Consider the following 16,419-nt stretch of genomic DNA (forward strand, 5'->3'; position numbering starts at 1 on the left):
CTGGTCGCTTACGCTGGCCGCGGCCGCGCAGAGCCGTTCCCCACCGTCACGAAAGGGGCCCCCGACGTGCCGAAGTCCCCGACCAAGCGCCGACCCCTGACCCGCGCAGCGCTCACCGAGAGCGCCTGGGCCCTGTTCACCGAGAAGGGCTTCCACGCCACCTCGATCAGCGACATCGTCGAGCGCGCCGGGCTGACCCGCGGTGCCTTCTACTCCAACTACCGCGACAAGGAGGAACTCTTCCTCGCCCTGTACGACGTCCACACCGACCGTCTGCTCGCCGACCTCCAAGCGGCCGCCGTCCAGCCGGAGCCCGGCACGCACCCCATCGTCCAGTTGTGTGAACACATCGCCGGGCGCACTCCCGTAGAGCGCCAGTGGTTCCTGGTCTCCATGGAGTTCACCCTGCACGCGGCCCGCAACCCAGCGATCGCCGAGCAACTGGCCGTCCACGAGGACCGGCTCGCCCACGGCCTGTCCGAGGTGCTGACCACGGCACTCGGCCGCTCCGGCGCCCGATCGCTGGTCCCGGCCGGAGATCTGGCCCGGCTGCTCATCGCCCTGTTCGAAGGTCTCACCGCCCAACAGCTGATCCACGGCCCCGACCACGGCTTCGAGCACCTCACACCCCGCCTCATCCACGCCCTGACCGCCCCCGCCGAGCCCGACACGCCCCCAACCCGCGCCTGACCATTACGCGTGTGCAGACGCGCCGCCTGTCGGGGAGTCGTCCTCCCACGTGAACGGCACGAGGCCGTGACCGCCACCGAGCCCCTTGGTCCGGCCCGCTCTTCAAGGACGTCGGGGTCGCGCCCTGCAAGCGCGAGCGTCTGGCGGGTGTCGGCGTGGGCCCGACGCCGCACGGGTCGTAGACTCGCGGGCCCTTCGCCCCCTCGTTACAAGACAGCCGTTGCCACGCATCACCGGGTCTACTTCGATGAGTTCGTCGATGCGCCCGATGCCGGCCGGGGACTTGATCTGCTGCTGAAGCATGAGGCGGCAGGTGATGAAGCAACGCCACCGGCATCGTGCCGACGAGCGCCAGTCAGGTGGCGATGGTGGCCAACCCGGCGATGCCGATGAGGTAGACGACGATTGCGGTGATGCTGTCGACGCCCATCCGTGCGTACTGGCGCCGGGGCCGGAAGATGAGCCCCGTCATGTAAACGACGGTGAGGATGATGCCGAGTGCGGTGAGGTAGACGTCGGTGTCGTGTGCGGCGGGCAGGGTCGGCTTGCCCGAAATCACGGTGGCCAGGAGAAACAGCACAGGCAGGAAGGCGTTGCCCCCGAAGATGTCGCTCACGGCGAGCTGGTAGTCGCCGAGCTTCGTGGAGGTCAGGCCGGTGCTGATCTCGGGCAGGGAGGTGGCCGCGGCCAGCACGGTCGCTCCGAACAGCACGCCGCTGAGGCCCTGACGGGCGAAGAACTCCTCGCCGCTGCGCTCGATCACGACGCCGGCAACGAGGGTGGCCGAGGCAGCGGCAGCGAAGACGAGCGCGGCCCGGCCGGTGCCGACGCCCTGGTCGGTGGCGGCCTTCTCCTTCTTGCCGCGGGAGTGGCCGCGCGGCTCGGGCTGGCTGTCGGGGGCGTCGCCGCCCTCCCGCCACGGCAGTCCGCGCCCGGCCCGGTCGAGCAGCACCAGGCCGATCAGCCACAGCGCGGCGATCGCCACCGAGGCGGGGGCCAGGCGGGCGGCATGCAGGTGGGGTGAGAGCTGGGTGCCCATCACGACGACGGCCAGGATTACTACTACGAGAGCGCCCTCGAGGACGAGTTGGAGGCTGGCAGCCAGGCGGGTCAGCGGAGCGCGCGGGCGTACGCCGGCGGCGTCCAGGATGGCCAGGACGACGGTCTGGATGGCGATGCCGCCCAGGATGTTGCCGACGGCGACGTCGAGTTGGCCGGCCAGGGCAGCGCTGACGGTGATGGCGATCTCGGGCAGGTTGGTGGCGATGGCGAGGAGGACCAGGCCGCCCAGCGCGCTGCCCAGGTGAAGGCGTTGGGCGAGTACGTCCGTGGTGTCGGACAACTTGACACCCGCGTACCAGATGACGGCCGCACTGGCCACGAACAGCAACAGCAGCGCCGGTGAGCTCAAAGATCCCATGCCGCAGCGAGTACCCGATGACGGCCCTGGCACGGCATCTGTGGCACCGACGTCACCCCGTCCGTCTTCAAACCATGGGACCGACGGGCCGCCTCGAAGTGAACTCGCGCAAACTGCTCTTCCGCACCCCCGCCCCACGCCCCCACGCCGCCACGCCCCCAGAGATCACGCAAGAACAGCAACAGGCTGCCTTACCCGGGGAGCCGGCGACAGTCGACTACGAGATCCCGCCCGCCGGAAGGCCGTGCGCTAGCGGCGGGCCAGCAAGTGGGCGTCGAGGAAGCCCCGCTCGGAGGCCGGGTCGTGGAGCAGCCTGGCGAAGGTGACGAGCCCGGCCCCGGCCAGCAGCTCGGCGAACCGGTCCGCCGGCCAGCTGTAGGCGGGCGTCACCTTGTGGTCGAAGCGGATCGGCTCCGGCGCGTCGGTCGCGAAGAACGAGACCAGGAGCAGGCCCCCTGGTGCCAGGACACGCGCCTGCTCGGCGAGGAGCGCGGGCAGTTCTCCAGGAGGCGTGTGGATCATCGAGTAGTGGGCCAGCACTCCGCCGAGCGTGCCGTCCTCGACGGGGAGGGCCTCCATCCGCGCCTCGTCGAACTGCAGCGCCGGATGGGCCCGCCGGGCGTGGTCGACCATGGCTGGGGAGAGGTCGAGCCCGAAGGCGTCCAGCCCCAGATCGTGCAGCATGGCCGTCAGATGTCCGGGTCCGCAGCCTACGTCGGCCGCCCGTGTGTTCCCCGTCCCACGCACCAGCTCGGCGAAGGTGCCGATCATGTTCCGTGCGAACGGCCGCGTCTCCAGCCCATTGGCGAACATCGACGCATACAGCTCGACGACCCCGTCGTAGGCCGCCCTGGTCTCATCCTGGTGCTCCGCCACGGGAAGGAAGCTAACACCCCCCGTTCGCCGCTGTCGCCCGACCCTGTGCCGAATCCCGCGCCGTCGCAGTGGACTCGCTCGGGTACGACGACGAGACCACCTCCCAGGCCCGCATTGAGATCAGCAGGACCTGGAGCGAGCGATGCGCCGCCGGCGGTCACAGCCGGTCACCAGCCGACCGGGGCAGGCCCGCCGGCGCGGCCGCGGGCTCTGGTGGTGGAGCTGCCGGACGGCTGCCGCGCGCTCTCGCAGCGGCCGGCGCCTCAGGTGTCGGCGGCCGTGGTCGATCTCCTGTCGGCATCACGCGGTGCCGGGGCCGGGACGGATCACCGTCGCACGCCTCGGGCCGCCGCCCGCCGCGGCGGCGCGAACCGCCGGACCCGCCGCGGCGGCCCGCAGGGGCGGCGGTTCGCGGACCGCGGATCACACCACGCCGCTCTCCCACCACCACGAGCCCGAGCCGTACGAGGGGTACTGGACGCGGCTGTCGACGTGCTGCCACGAGTGCGTGTACGCCTCCAGGCCGGAGAAGCCGCAGGTCTCGGCGATCCGGTAGGTCTGCAGAGTGGTGTAACCGGAGACCACGATGTCGGCGGCGACGCCGTACACGTGCATGCTGTTGGACGCGCCGCCCACGGCCGCGTTGTGGGAGACGCTGCGGAAACCGGAGTTGATGGTGATGGCGCTGTTGCCCACCTTCTTGCGTACGGCCTCGAGCTTGTACATCAGCCGGCGCACGTTCTCCTTGACCTCGGTGGACCCGACCTTGCCGCCGCTGAAGCCCGAGCCGTCGGCGGAGTAGAACTCGCTCCAGTCGAAGTGCGCGGTCGAACCGTCGCTGCTCTCCAGGCTGTTGAGCACGCTCTGGGTCTGCGGCCCGACGATGCCGTCCGCGGTCAGGCCGTAGGCCGACTGGAAGCGCTGCACGGCGGCAGTCGTAGCCGGGCCGAACGCGCCGTCCCAGGCCACATACGTCTGCTGGGCGCTGGAGGCGGCCCAGCCGCCCACACGGATCTGCAGCTCCACCACATCGGAGCCGGAATCCCCCTGCTGGAGGGTGCGGCTCCACCCGTAGGCCGAGGCCGGTCCGGCCGATCCGAGGTCGGCCGCGGCCGCGAGACCGAGCGCGGCCGCCACGCCCGCGGCGCCCCGGAACAGGGTGCGGCGGCCGATGGGGCGGCCCGGGTGTCCTGCTGGATTCATGAGTTCTCCTTGTCTCGACGTCTGGTCCGCTCGACGCCCTGTCCCGGCCTGCCGGTTCGGGCGGTCCGTGTCAGGCGACCAGCGCCTGCCAGGTGTTGGAGCCGACGATGCCGTCGACGGTGAGGGAGTGCGCGGACTGGAAGGAGCGCACCGCACTGTCGGTGGCCGGCCCGAAGGAGCCGTCCACGGTCAGCGACGCGCCGTGCGCGACGAGTTGACTCTGCACGGCCCTGACCGCGGGCCCGGACGAACCCTGCTGCACGGTGACGATGAGCGCCTGCCAGGTGGCGGGACCGACGATGCCGTCGACGGTGAGGGACTGCGCGGACTGGAAGGAGCGCACCGCACTGTCGGTGGCCGGCCCGAAGGAGCCGTCCACGGTCAGCGACGCGCCGTGCGCGACGAGCAGGTACTGCACCGTCTTGACGCGCTCACCGGTGTCCCCCTGCTGCACAGTGGGCCAACTCGCCGTCGGCGGCGGGTTGTACGTGCTGCCCTTGGCGAAGGCCTGGAGATCCGACAGCGTGCCGTTGAAGGTGTCCTGGTCTCCGGGGAAGGTACCGGAGTCGGCGTACTGCCACAGCGTCTGGGCCGACCAGCCCGCGGGCAGGGAGCCCGGGCTACTGGCGTAACGGGCGATCCACAGGGGGTTGGTAGTACCGAATCCGCCGTAGTTGCCGGTGCACGTGGTCCACCAGTCGGTGGTGGTGTAGATCGTGGGATAGCGGCCGGTCCGGGTGCGCACCTCGTTGCTGAAGTCCCGGATCCAGGACACCATCGCGCTCTGGCTCAGCCCGTAACAGGTGGCGCCGTAGGGGTTGTACTCGATGTCCAGCGCGGGCGGCAGCGTCTTGCCGTCGGCGCTCCAGCCGCCGCCGTGGCCGACGAACCAGTCGGCCTGCGCGGTCCCGCTGGAGTTGCCGGGCAGCGCGAAATGGTAGGCGCCCCGGATCAGGCCGGCGTTCGCGGCGCCGTTGTACTGCTGGGAGAACGAAGGGCTGGTGTAGGTGGTGCCCTCGGTGGCCTTGACGTAGGCGAAGGCGGCACCGGCGCTGCTGACTGCGGCCCAGTCTACGGAGCCCTGATAGCCGCTGACGTCCAGACCGGCCGGGCCGGTGCTCGCGGCGGCCGCGAGTGTGGCGGAGCGGGAGCCGCCGCCGAGGCGCTGGAGTCCGGACCCGGCGTGGTCCTCCTGCGGATGCGTCATGCGGACGGGCACGGCTCCCCCGCCGGCCGGTGTCACCGAGGCGGAGGCGGGCAGGGCGAGCGTGCCGACCAGGGCCACGGCCGTCAGTACGGCTGCGAGGACCGGCGGCAGGCGGAACCGGCGCCTGCTGGCCCTCTCTGATTCGAACCGCGACAGGACTGCTGCGAGCATGCTTCTCCCCCGAGTTCAGGCCGGCGTCCGCAGGAGGTGGGAATGGGGCTGCGGCGGACGGATGCGAGTGCGGTACGCAGACCGGCGCGCGGCATGACGGCGCGAGAGACGGCGGGTCGGCATGTCGGTGCGGTCTGCGGTGGTGTGAGAGGTGGCGCGCGTGCGTTTGAGGTGTCTCTGACAACAAGCTACGCGCGTGGAACCCGTGACGGAAGATGGCTGCCGGGACCGGTGCGGCCGCCGGAGCTCGGCCGGCCGCGCCCCTCTTCGGCCCGACCGGTGACCGTCCGCACCGGATGCGCGGGCCGGTGACCGTCCGCACCGGATGCGCGGGCGGCCGACGCACGGTGCCCTCGACAGCGACGGACGGCCACGATCCGGCGGCAGGCCACCCGGGACGTACGACGTGACGCGATATCCGCCTGCCCGAAAGCCGACCACTCTCCGTCCGCGCTGAGAGCCGAAGGCGAACGAACCGACCGGCGCTGGTGCCACTGCAGGCACCCAGGAGATGCCGTAGAGGAGGTCTCCCGGCGGGACCGTCATCGAGGCGACCAGCTTGGTCAGGGCGTCGATCCGGTAGACCCGCCAGACCACCCGGGTCCTACCGCCCTCGGGCCTGCTCCAGGTTCGAACGGTGGACGCCGGAGAGCCAGTCCTCATGCGGCCCCAGACGCGCGTCGACCGGTTCCGCTCCTCGCCGCAGCGCATCGATGTAGGCATGATCCGCGGCGAGGCGGGCCGCCACCTCGGGACCTTCGGCAACGGCGCCGTGGCCGGGAACCACGACATCGACGTGCCCAGCGGCCTCACCCAGCCGGTCGAGCGCGGCCTCGTAGGCTCCCATCTGGTCGTCTTGGCGAGAGTCGAAGAGCGGGATCAGGACGTCGGAGAGCATGTCGCCGGCGATCAGGACGCCACGGTCCGCGAGGAGGACCGCGGCGTGGCCGACAGCGTGCGCCTGATGCTCGATGATCTCGCCCGGCACCGGCCCGCCGTCCGAGGGCAGCGGGGTGACCAGCGCGACCAGGTCGACAGGGACGCCCGACGCGCTCTCCGCCGCCATCGCCTGCGCCCGCTCGCGGGCTTGACCGGCAACGTGGGCGGCGGCGGGGGTGGCGTAGCGCGGCACCTCGCCGAACCGGGAATGCCAGAGCAGGTGGTCCCAGTGCGGATGGGTGGAGAACCCGGCGGCCACGGGAATGCCGAGCCGGTCCACGTCATCGGCGAGCTGGTCCAACTCTGAGCCATCGATGCCGGGATCGATCAGGATCAACCCATCCTCCCCGCGCACCGCGACGGAATTGGTCCACACCCACGCGCTCTGCCGGACCCAGACGCCCTCGGCCACCTGATTCAACTTGCCCATCTTCACTCCCATCGGTTGCTCACAGTGCTGAGACTGCGATCCGCAGCCGCATTCATCGCTCTCCGCCCGCTGGGCGCGACGTTGTGGCGGCGCGGGCGTGCGTACACCCGGCGTCTTCCCGGATCAGCCCGCGGGTTCAGGCCCGTTGCGGAGGGCCGAGCCTTTCGATGACCTCGCGCATATCCGCCTCGTCGGTGACGTCCTGATCGGGCTGTGAGGCTGTCGTTCCGCTGGTGCGCCTTGGGCGACAACAGCAGTTGGTGAGAAAGGTGCTGGCCCGGTGTGGTGGCGGAGGCTACTTTCAGACGATGCGGATCCGAGCCCTGTGCCGTGTCGGGCGCCGCGGCGGGCGAGGTCCGACACGATGACACGGGACCGGACTCGCTTGCGGTATCGGTCGTGTTCCTCTGTGCGACGCGAGGGCTCCGGCCGCGCTCTACGTGCCGGCGACCCACCGCCGAATCCGGCCGTTCAGGCCTCCGCTCGGGTGGTGGTTCGGCGTAGCGGGGCCGTCGTGACGCTCGACGAACCCTATCCACCCCTGCGGGTGTTGGCACCGGCCGGCAGCGGGTCCCAGACCGGCTCCCTACGAGGGCAAAGGACGATCGCCATGACAGGAACTCAGCAGATCTTGTTCATCCAAGGCGGCGGCGCGGGCGCGCACGATGAATGGGACGACAAGATGGTCGACAGCCTGAGCGGAGAGCTCGGGGACGAGTACGAGGTCCGGTACCCGCGTATGCCCGACGAGGGCGACCCGAGTGACGCCCTGTGGAGCCCGGCGATCCGACGCGAGATGGCAGACCTGGAGGACGGCGCGGTCGTGGTCGGCCATTCGGTGGGCGGCACGATCCTCGTCCACGCACTCGCCGAGCAGCCGCCGGAGCGCAGGCTCGCTGCGATCGTGCTGATCGCCGCCCCCTTCGTCGGCCAGGGTGGCTGGCCAGGCGACGAGTTCGAGCTGCCTGTCGATCTCGGCGCGAGGCTGCCGCACGGCGCGCGGGTGCATGTGTTCCACGGACTGGAGGACGGAACCGCCCCACCGTCGCATGCCGATCTCTATGCCCGCGTGATTCCGCAGGCACAGGTGCACCGGCTGCCCGGGCGCGATCACCAGCTGAACAACGATCTGAGCGAAGTGGCCGACGCGATCAGTTCCGACAGCCCCTGAAATCTTCGGCGCACGCCCTCTCCTTGATCGGCCACACCACGACGACGGCCGGCATCGCAGCGGACCCTGATACCGGAGGAGCGACGGCAGGTACGTTCGACCCATTCGATGGCGTAGACGAGGTCGTTCTGCACAGCAGAAAAACCTGTCCCGAAGTGAGAAAAGGACCTCACTCTCTTCTGCCATGACGCAGACCACATACCCGGCGGCACGCAAGGCCTCGTTCCTGGTGACCGCCCTGTGCTGGGTGATCGTCGTCTTCGACGGCTACGACCTCATCGTCTACGGAACCGTCCTTCCGAAGCTCCTCCAGGAACCCGGTTGGCACCTGACCAAGTCCGCCGCCGGCCTGCTCGGCAGCCTCGCCTTCCTGGGCATGCTCGTCGGCGCCGTCCTCGCCGGCGTGCTGGCCGACAGACTCGGCCGCCGGCGGACCATCGTCGGCTGAACCGCCTGGTTCTCCTTGTTCACCGCACTGTGCGCGTTCGCCCCGAGCCCCGAGGTGTTCGGCACCCTGCGTTTCCTCGCGGGGCTCGGCCTCGGCGGCCTGGTGCCCAGCGCGAACGCGCTCGCCACCGAGTTCGTCGCCCCGCGCCACCGGTCGATCGTCTCCACACTGATGATGTCCGGCGTCCCGATCGGCGGAAGCGTGGCGGCCGTTGTGGGCATCGGCGTCCTGCCCCGGTTCGGATGGCAGGCCATGTTCCTCATCGCATTGCTCGCGGTTCTGGTCGTCATGCCGCTGTGCCTGAGGTCGCTGCCGGAGTCCCCCATCTGGCTCCGCTCCCACGGCGAACACACACGGGCCGCCGAGATCGAAGAGCGGTTCGGCCTGCCCTCGGATCACCGCCACAGCGCCGTGACGCAGACACCGCGTCTGCGCTCGCTGCTGCGTCCGCCGTACACAGTCGCCACCGCGCTCTTCTCACTGGCGACCGTGGTGACGCTCTTCGCCTGGTACGGGCTGGCCACCTGGCTGCCCCAACTGATGCGGGAAAGCGGCTTCGGCCTCGGGTCGTCCCTGACCTTCCTGTTCGCGCTCAACCTCGGCGCCGTGCTGGGCTCGCTGGTGACCGCGTGGGGCGGAACCCGAATCGGCCCCGTCCCGACAGCCGTCATCGCCGCCCTTGCCGCAGCCGCCGGTCTGGCAGTTCTGCTGCTCCATCCGCACTCATCCGTGGCCTACGGCGCGCTTGTGCTCGCCGGCGTCGGCACGCACGGCACCCAGTGCCTGATCATCGCCGCCGTCGTCAACCACTACCCACCCCACCTGCGGGGGCCGGCACTGGGATTCTCACTCGGCTTCGGCCGGATCGGTGCGGTCCTCGCACCCCAGGCGGGTGGCTGGCTGCTCGCCGCCGGGCTCGGCGTCAACTCGAACTTCCTGGCCTTCGCCCTGGCCGCCGCAGTCGCCGGCATGTTCCTGCTGCTGTGCCCGCGCCCGTCCCCACGGACGGACGCGGCCGCTGGCGTGGCCGCCGTCGAGAGCGAAGGAGCCGTTCACACGTCTCCCTAGCCTGGGTCCTCCCCGCCGATGTTCATGCGGGTTCCTTCTCGGTCTTCCCAGCGCCGCAGTGATCGCCCGCGCACTGCCGTTCGCGCAGGGTCAGTTGGGTTCGGCCCGGCGCCAGGTGAGGACCGAGTTGACGGTTCTGCCACTCGACCTGATGGGTGATGCGGTGCTCAGATGCAGCGTGTCGCCCTCGAGTCTCACCACGCGCGGCTGTGTCTGGCCGGTCCAGTTGGGGAACAGGGACACGAACATGGAGTGGGTGAGGGTCTGCTTCTCCTCGTCTACGTGGAACGGCCCCGAGTAGGCGATGTAGGAGGTCGCTTCCGCCGTGTACTCCTCCGTCGTGCCGTCGAACCAGTCCCCGGAAGCGAAGCCGGAACGGTCGGGCCTGGACAGCTGCGCGGACATGTACCCGTCCGGGGTGTACATGATGATGCCCTGCGGTTCATGGCCCAGCGGCTCAGAGGGCTCCGACCCGTCGACCGGGGTCTCCCGGTACGACACCAGCTTCCACGCACCGATCAGCCGACTGCGCAGACCCTCAGCCATCCCTGCCTCCATCGAGCATCGAACAGTGCACCGCTTCCATCGCCGTCACGGCATCCGCGATGTACGCCGCCAGTCGAGGAAGACCCTTTCCTCCCGCCGCCGCAAAAGCGCCTCTCCGCCAAGTCGGTAGCGTCAAATCGACATGTCGGCCGACATCGCCGGTGAGCCGGATTCAGCCCGCCTGTGAAGATGGTCTCCGCGCCGACCGGAGTGCGCTCGGGCCGCTACGCCATCCGGTGGCCCGGGACCAACCGGTATCCCGTGAGACAACCCGAGCGCTCATCCACGGCACCGCAGCACAGCGAACACCTCCGGTACCCCAGGGACAGTCGCGGGAGCACGATTGCTCATGCTCCAAGGGGTGACTCTCGCGGAGAACACGATGTCCCGCGGCGCAGGGCGAGCGTCGGAACGCCGTCCGTGCTGCTCTGGAAGCATGCCTCGAGGACCCGCAGCGTCACCGGCGCCGATCCCGCCCGCGCCACGGCCGGGCCCGATCGGGATTCGCCCTCTGTTCGCGCTGCGTGACGCGAGACGGCGGTGGCCGTTCGCGGCACGCGCGGGACTTTGCATGGGCGTGCCGGTCTTGACCGGCTGGGCCGCCGGCGACACCGCGGCCGGTCTCCTGGCGACGATCGGCGGCTTCACCGCCTTGTACGGCAGCGGCCTGCCCTACCTCTACCGCGCGGGCAGGCTTGCGCTCATCGCGGTGTCCCTGGCATGCGCGGTCGGGATGGGCGTCTGGGCTGCCGCTGTCGTGTGGGTCGGGGTGCTCGTGGTCGCCCTCATCGCGGTGGCGGCGACCCTGCTGTGCAACGCCCTGGCCGTCGGTCCGCCCGGGGCCTACATGGTCGCCCTCGCCTGTGCCGTCGGCACGGCGATGCACGCCGGACATCTGAGCCCTTGGCCCACCAGCCTGCTGGTGCTGGCAGGCGGCGGTTTCGCATGGCTCGTCCATATGTCCGGTGCTCTGCTGTGGCCGCGGGGTCCGGAGAAATCCGCGGTCGCGGCCGCCGGTGACGCGGTGGCGCGGTTCGCCGAGGCGGTGGGCACTCCCCGGCAGGACACCGCCCGGCACTGGGCCGCCCTTGCGATGCACGAGTCATGGGCGGCGCTGATCAGCTACCAGCCGATCGGCATCACCCCGGACAGCACGGTGTCCAGGCTGCGCGGGCTCAACCGCGAACTGCACCTCGTCTTCGCCGACGCCATGCGGGCCGCGGCCCACGACGCCCCCATGGACCATGCCGTACCCGACCGGGCACGACGGCTCGCCGCTCAGGCGCAGCACCCGTCCTCGGCCGGGACCGTGGCCGGCCAGGAGGAGATCCCGATCGGCGGCCCCAGACCGCTCGACCTGCTGCGGCAAGCGGTCACGACCGGGTCGGAACAGCTCCTCGTCACCCTGCGGGTCGGCGCTGCGGCCCTGGTGGCCGGAGGACTCGGTGCCGTCTTGAGCCTGGACCACGCCTACTGGGCCATCGCCGCCGCGGTGCTGATGCTGCACCAGGGCTCCGACTGGGTCCGCACGAGGCAGCGCGCCTTGGAGCGGCTGGTCGGCACATGCATCGGGCTGTTTCTCGCGCTGGGCGTGCTCACGGCCTACCCCACCGGGCTGTGGCTTGCGCTGACCGTCGCGCTGCTGCAATTCGCCATCGAGATGCTTGTGGTGCGCAACTACGCCCTGGCTGTCATCTTCATCACCGCCCTGGCGCTGACCATCGCGAGCGGCGGACAGCGCGTCGACGACCTCGGTGGACTGCTGCTCGCCCGCGGGGTCGACACCGCGCTCGGCTGCGCCGTGGCACTCGCGGTGTTCCGGGCGACGATGCGGGCGGAGGAGGCGGCACACATCCCGGCAGTGATCACTCGCACCCTGGAAGCAGTCGGTGCAGTATCGGACCATCTGGCCGAGAGCGCGGTCACCACCCCGGGTGCCCGAGCTGCCCGACGCGATCTCCAGATCCAGGCCATTGACGCACTCCAGGCCTACGACGCGAGCGTCAACTCCTCGGTCGCCCGGCGCAGGGACGCGGAGCTGATGTGGCCCACAGTGGTCGCCACCCAACGGCTGGCCTACCGGGTGCTCTCCGCCTGCTGGGCGCTGGAGCAGGTCGGCAGCGGCAGTGAGGCCGCACGCCGGGTGTCCCGCTCGCTGTTCGGTGCCCGCGGCGCCGAGCAACTGCACCGAGCACTCACCGCCCTTGCCGGCGCGATCCGTACAGGAACCGCGCCGACGCCGCTCGGGGAGGTGCCCGCCTTCGTGTCCACCGAGCTGTCGACCTTGTACGAGTCCTTGGTGCAGACGGCCTCGGGCGACTGACCCGCTTTCGCAGCGGACAGGTGCGCAGTCCTGCGAACTGCTCGCCACAGGGGGCGACCGGACGGCCCGGCTGGACGAACTCGAGTCACTGCGGCCGCTCGAGCCCTGACGGTGCGATCCACCGCCGGACACGACACCACATTTCCTGGGGAGCGCCGCGAGCTCCCGCGGTCGGCGTCTGTGCTCGAGCCCGCGTTCCCCGGCCTGAGGAGGGCGGCGACGGGCGGCCCCGTCGAAGCCGCGCGGCTCATCCGATCGGCCCCCGTGGGAACGTCGAACACCCGGCAGCGTGTTTCCCTGCAGTCAGGGACCATCGGTCCCTTCGAAGCCCAGGTGTCCTGAGTGCGCCCTGGTACGCAGCGAATCGAGGGTAAATGACTACGTACAAGGTGGGGTACATCATTGGAAGTCTGGCCAGTCGATCGATCAACCGAACGCTCTCCAAAGCCCTGGTCAGGCTGGCACCTCCCGAACTGGAATTCACCGAGATCCCGATCAAGGACCTTCCGCTCTACAGCTACGACTACGACAGTGACTATCCCCCCGAAGGCAGGGCGCTCAAGGCTGCCATCGCCGCCGCCGACGCCCTCCTCTTCGTGACGCCGGAATACAATCGCTCGATCCCCGGCGCGCTCAAGAACGCCATCGACTGGGCCAGCCGCCCTTGGGGGGACAATTCGTTCACGCACAAACCTTCCGCCGTGATCGGAGCCTCACCGGGGTCCATCGGAACAGCAGTGGCCCAGCAGAGCCTGCGCAGCGCCCTGAGCTTCTGCAACTCTCCCCAGATGAACGCACCGGAGGCGTACATCAAATTCATCCCGGAGGTATTCACCAACGACGGCGAGGTGAACGACGCCGGCACGGAGGAATTCCTCCGTAGGTTCATGCAGGAGTACCGGGACCATATCGTCCGAGTGCTCACCGTGCTCCCACCCAGGAACTGATCTCCTGCGTCTGGCACGCGCGGGTCGCAACTGTCCGTTCCTGCGCCAGCGGGAACCCGGGTTCCTGCTGTTCATGCCCGGGGTGTCCAATCGTCCGCGAGCAGGCCGAAGATGGCCTCGTCCGCGTACGCGCCGTACACCCAGGCGGAGTGCCGCAGCGTTCCCTCGCGCAAGAAGCCCGCCCTGGTCGCCGCTGCGATCATCGGAGTGTTGTCCGTGAGGGTCTCCAACTGCAGGCGCTGCAGTCCACGTACGGCGAATCCGTATGCACACAACGCCATCAGGACATCGACGCCGAGCCCGCGACCGCGGAACGCGGGCCGCAGGGAGACCCCGACATGAGCCGTCCTGCTGTGCAGGTCGATGCCCCACAGCAGGGCCTCGCCGGCCAGCTCCTGCGACCGCAGTTCCACCACGGAGAAGCAGGCCGCCTCGTCGGAAGGCTCAGCCACTACGTAGGGCGACTGCCCCGAACCCGGCGAGATGGGCCGCCACGGGCGGGAGTCGGCCCGTGACCGCGTAGCCACATCGTCGTACAGCTCGGAGTGGAGAACCGGGACATCGCTCTCGTGCCGGGCCCGCAACCCGATCTTCTCACCACGTATCACAGAGCATTGCTATACGAGAGGGACCAGCCGATCAACCGCCCTACTCCGACGGGCTCCACGCCGGTCGCGGTTCATGCCAGTCCCACCGGGGTGAACAGACACTCCGGCTCGTCGGGCGTCGTGCCGCCGAAGGCGGCCGTGTCGGATGCGCCGGACAAGCCGCAGGACTCCGGCAGCGGGGTTGTAGATCCTCCGGGGCCGCCTGCCTTCGCGCCCCGGGTCGCCCATGGTGCCTGCTCGCTACCGGCCGACTGCTCGGGTGCTCGTTCCGCGAGGGGAACGCAGAAGGGGCCCGCGCTTACGGGCCCCTTCTTCTCGTAGCGGGGACAGGATTTGAACCTGCGACCTCTGGGTTATGAGCCCAGCGAGCTACCGAGCTGCTCCACCCCGCGTCGGTGATGCCACTCTACATGATGGATCATGCGGCACTCGGTGGGGGTGTAGGCCGCCGCGGACGATGTTCTCTGCCTGACGTCCTTCTGGCCCCGGACCAGGTCGAATGTGACGGCGTAAAAATCACGCCGTCTCCTGGAGGCCCCGGTCTCGTCAACCTGGGGGCGGCGTGCCGGTCACGGGCTGGGCCCGGGGGGGGTGACGGGCCTGTTCGGAAGCCTGCGTCACGCCGCAGCGTGCTGGTGGTCCCGGGTACCCCACCGGTTCGGTGGCCCAAGGCAAGCTCTCGACCTACGGCTGCCGCCCCCCTCACCACATCCGCGCAGGTCCTTGACGGTCTCTTGGCAACCGCGCGGGACATGGTGCGCGTTTGCCGGGAAACGAGCGGGGAGTGACACGCATAGGATTGGTCGTCCTCACTCTGGCCGCGGCACTCGCGACGATTGCCGCCGCCGGCTGGATCTCGCCGTGGTGGTGGTTCGCCGCCGTCCCACTCGCCCTGCTGGGACTGCTCGGCGCGTGGGACCTGCTGCAGCGCCGGCATGCGGTGCTGCGCAACTACCCCGTCCTCGGGCACGCCCGCTTCCTCCTGGAGGGGATCCGGCCCGAACTCCAGCAGTACTTCGTCGAGCGCAACTTCGACGGCCGCCCCTTCGACCGGGATGTGCGCAGCATCGTCTACGAGCGGGCGAAGGGAACCGACGCCGAGCAGCCGTACGGCACCGAGCGGGACGTCTACCAGCCAGGCTACGAGTTCCTGGTCCCCTCGATGGCGCCCAGCCCGGTCCCGAAGACGCCGCCCAGGGTGCGGATCGGCGGCCCCGACTGCGACCGCCCGTACGACATGGCGCTGCTGAACGTGTCGGCGATGAGCTTCGGCTCCCTGTCGTCGAACGCCGTGCTCGCCCTCAACGGCGGCGCCGCGGCGGGCGGCTTCGCTCACGACACCGGTGAGGGCGGCCTGTCGGAGTACCACCTGCGACCGGGCGGCGACCTGGTCTGGGAGATCGGCACAGGCTACTTCGGCTGCCGCACCGACGACGGCGACTTCGATCCCAAGGAGTTCGCCGACAAGGCCGCGCACGACCACGTCAAGTGCGTGTCACTCAAGCTCTCCCAGGGCGCCAAGCCCGGCATCGGCGGCGTCCTGCCCGGAGCGAAGGTCAACGCCGAGATCGCGCGGGTGCGGGACGTACCCGAAGGGCAGACGGTGGTCTCGCCCCCCTACCACCGGGTGTTCTCCACCCCGCGCGAACTCGTCCGCTTCATCGCCCATATGCGGGAGCTCTCCGGCGGGAAGCCGACCGGCTTCAAACTCTGCCCGGGCTCACGCCGGCAGTTCCTCGCCGTGTGCAAGGCGATGATCCAGGAGGGCACGGCCCCGGACTTCATCGTCGTGGACGGAGCCGAGGGCGGCACCGGCGCGGCACCACTGGAGTTCGCCGACCACGTCGGCACCCCGCTCACCGAGGGGCTGCTCACCGTGCACAACGCGCTCGTCGGCGCGGGCCTGCGCGACCGCATAAGGATCGGGGCGAGCGGCAAGATCGCCACCGGCACTGATCTGGTCAAACGCATGGTGCAGGGCGCGGACTATGGGAACGCGGCGCGGGCGATGATGTTCGCCGTCGGCTGCATCCAGGCGCAGCGGTGCCACACCAACACCTGCCCCACCGGGGTGACCACGCAGGACCCCTGGCGCGCCCGCGCCCTCGACGTCGGCGACAAGACGCAGCGCGTCCAGCGCCTGCAGGAGGCCACCGTGGCCAGCGCGCTGCAGATCATGGCCTCCATGGGCGTCACCGACCCCTCGCAACTGCGTCCGCACATGCTGCGCCGGCGCATCGACCCCTACACCGAGCGCTCCTACGAGGAGCTCTACGAATGGCTGGCGCCAGGGCAGTTGCTCGCCGAGCCGCCCGCGTCCTGGGCTGCCGACTGGCACGCCGCCGACCCCGACCGTTTCACCGTGTGATCTG

General features: G+C 70.1%; 12 protein-coding genes, 1 tRNA gene and 1 pseudogene. 6 read left to right on the plus strand and 8 right to left on the minus strand.

The genetic code is table 11. The annotated features are described in order from the left end of the window. Positions 1-66 precede the first annotated feature (66 nt). Positions 67-690: a TetR/AcrR family transcriptional regulator gene (locus ACIPM1_RS27980; protein ID WP_402439224.1), complete on the plus strand. Its 624-nt coding sequence runs from the start codon at positions 67-69 to the stop codon at positions 688-690. 355 nt (positions 691-1,045) lie between these two features. On the opposite strand, the gene ACIPM1_RS27985 is transcribed toward ACIPM1_RS27980, so the two are convergent. The 5 genes from ACIPM1_RS27985 to ACIPM1_RS28005 all read right to left on the minus strand — a co-directional run bounded on the left by ACIPM1_RS27985 (position 1,046) and on the right by ACIPM1_RS28005 (position 6,936). Continuing rightward, positions 1,046-2,110, minus strand: coding sequence for a sodium:calcium antiporter (locus ACIPM1_RS27985; protein WP_402439226.1), 1,065 nt, complete (start codon positions 2,108-2,110; stop codon positions 1,046-1,048). Positions 2,111-2,359: 249 nt separating this feature from the next. Then, positions 2,360-2,986, minus strand: a complete 627-nt coding sequence (locus tag ACIPM1_RS27990) for a class I SAM-dependent methyltransferase (protein ID WP_356190525.1) — start codon at positions 2,984-2,986, stop codon at positions 2,360-2,362. Positions 2,987-3,409: 423 nt separating this feature from the next. Next, positions 3,410-4,189: a D-Ala-D-Ala carboxypeptidase family metallohydrolase gene (locus ACIPM1_RS27995; protein ID WP_402439228.1), complete on the minus strand. Its 780-nt coding sequence runs from the start codon at positions 4,187-4,189 to the stop codon at positions 3,410-3,412. A 70-nt stretch (positions 4,190-4,259) separates the two neighbouring features. Then, the gene (locus ACIPM1_RS28000) at positions 4,260-5,567 is read right to left on the minus strand and encodes a GH25 family lysozyme (RefSeq protein ID WP_402439230.1); all 1,308 of its coding nucleotides are present in this window, start codon (positions 5,565-5,567) and stop codon (positions 4,260-4,262) included. A 604-nt stretch (positions 5,568-6,171) separates the two neighbouring features. After that, the gene (locus tag ACIPM1_RS28005) at positions 6,172-6,936 is read right to left on the minus strand and encodes an MBL fold metallo-hydrolase (protein ID WP_402439231.1); all 765 of its coding nucleotides are present in this window, start codon (positions 6,934-6,936) and stop codon (positions 6,172-6,174) included. 610 nt (positions 6,937-7,546) lie between these two features. Between ACIPM1_RS28005 and ACIPM1_RS28010 the strand changes: the two genes are divergently transcribed. Next, complete coding sequence (locus ACIPM1_RS28010) at positions 7,547-8,107, plus strand: alpha/beta fold hydrolase (RefSeq protein ID WP_402439233.1); 561 nt, start codon at positions 7,547-7,549, stop codon at positions 8,105-8,107. 184 nt (positions 8,108-8,291) lie between these two features. Further along, positions 8,292-9,623: pseudogene (locus tag ACIPM1_RS28015) on the plus strand (MFS transporter). A gap of 90 nt (positions 9,624-9,713) precedes the next feature. On the opposite strand, the gene ACIPM1_RS28020 reads toward ACIPM1_RS28015, so the two are convergent. Then, a complete protein-coding gene (locus ACIPM1_RS28020) occupies positions 9,714-10,169 on the minus strand; it encodes a lipocalin-like domain-containing protein (protein ID WP_402439235.1) in 456 nt (151 codons plus the stop codon). Positions 10,170-10,740: 571 nt separating this feature from the next. Between ACIPM1_RS28020 and ACIPM1_RS28025 the strand changes: the two genes are divergently transcribed. Together ACIPM1_RS28025 and ACIPM1_RS28030 are read left to right on the plus strand one after the other, a co-directional pair. Then, the gene (locus ACIPM1_RS28025; RefSeq protein ID WP_402439236.1) at positions 10,741-12,492 is read left to right on the plus strand and encodes an FUSC family protein; all 1,752 of its coding nucleotides are present in this window, start codon (positions 10,741-10,743) and stop codon (positions 12,490-12,492) included. Positions 12,493-12,866: 374 nt separating this feature from the next. After that, a complete protein-coding gene (locus ACIPM1_RS28030; protein WP_402439237.1) occupies positions 12,867-13,439 on the plus strand; it encodes an NADPH-dependent FMN reductase in 573 nt (190 codons plus the stop codon). A gap of 71 nt (positions 13,440-13,510) precedes the next feature. Here the strand turns inward: ACIPM1_RS28030 and ACIPM1_RS28035 are convergent, their stop codons facing one another. Together ACIPM1_RS28035 and ACIPM1_RS28040 are read right to left on the minus strand one after the other, a co-directional pair. Next, positions 13,511-14,047: a GNAT family N-acetyltransferase gene (locus ACIPM1_RS28035; RefSeq protein ID WP_402439239.1), complete on the minus strand. Its 537-nt coding sequence runs from the start codon at positions 14,045-14,047 to the stop codon at positions 13,511-13,513. A 318-nt stretch (positions 14,048-14,365) separates the two neighbouring features. Continuing rightward, positions 14,366-14,439: transfer RNA gene (locus tag ACIPM1_RS28040), tRNA-Met, on the minus strand. Positions 14,440-14,831: 392 nt separating this feature from the next. Between ACIPM1_RS28040 and ACIPM1_RS28045 the strand changes: the two genes are divergently transcribed. Beyond that, positions 14,832-16,415 carry an FMN-binding glutamate synthase family protein gene (locus tag ACIPM1_RS28045; protein WP_402439240.1) on the plus strand — a complete coding sequence of 528 codons (1,584 nt, stop codon included), beginning with the start codon at positions 14,832-14,834 and terminating at the stop codon, positions 16,413-16,415. The last annotated feature ends 4 nt before the right edge of the window (positions 16,416-16,419 follow it).

It is taken from the genome of Streptomyces sp. NPDC086766, from assembly GCF_044746005.1.
GTDB lineage: Bacteria > Actinomycetota > Actinomycetes > Streptomycetales > Streptomycetaceae > Streptomyces.

Bases quoted from the DNA above. Each gene is read 5' to 3' on its own strand.
- ACIPM1_RS27985 (WP_402439226.1), bottom strand. From the start codon at position 2,110: ATGGGATCTTTGAGCTCACCGGCGCTGCTGTTGCTGTTCGTGGCCAGT.
- ACIPM1_RS27995 (WP_402439228.1), bottom strand. From the start codon at position 4,189: ATGAATCCAGCAGGACACCCGGGCCGCCCCATCGGCCGCCGCACCCTG.
- ACIPM1_RS28000 (WP_402439230.1), bottom strand. From the start codon at position 5,567: ATGCTCGCAGCAGTCCTGTCGCGGTTCGAATCAGAGAGGGCCAGCAGG.
- ACIPM1_RS28005 (WP_402439231.1), bottom strand. From the start codon at position 6,936: ATGGGCAAGTTGAATCAGGTGGCCGAGGGCGTCTGGGTCCGGCAGAGC.
- ACIPM1_RS28010 (WP_402439233.1), top strand. From the start codon at position 7,547: ATGACAGGAACTCAGCAGATCTTGTTCATCCAAGGCGGCGGCGCGGGC.
- ACIPM1_RS28020 (WP_402439235.1), bottom strand. From the start codon at position 10,169: ATGGCTGAGGGTCTGCGCAGTCGGCTGATCGGTGCGTGGAAGCTGGTG.
- ACIPM1_RS28025 (WP_402439236.1), top strand. From the start codon at position 10,741: ATGGGCGTGCCGGTCTTGACCGGCTGGGCCGCCGGCGACACCGCGGCC.
- ACIPM1_RS28030 (WP_402439237.1), top strand. From the start codon at position 12,867: ATGACTACGTACAAGGTGGGGTACATCATTGGAAGTCTGGCCAGTCGA.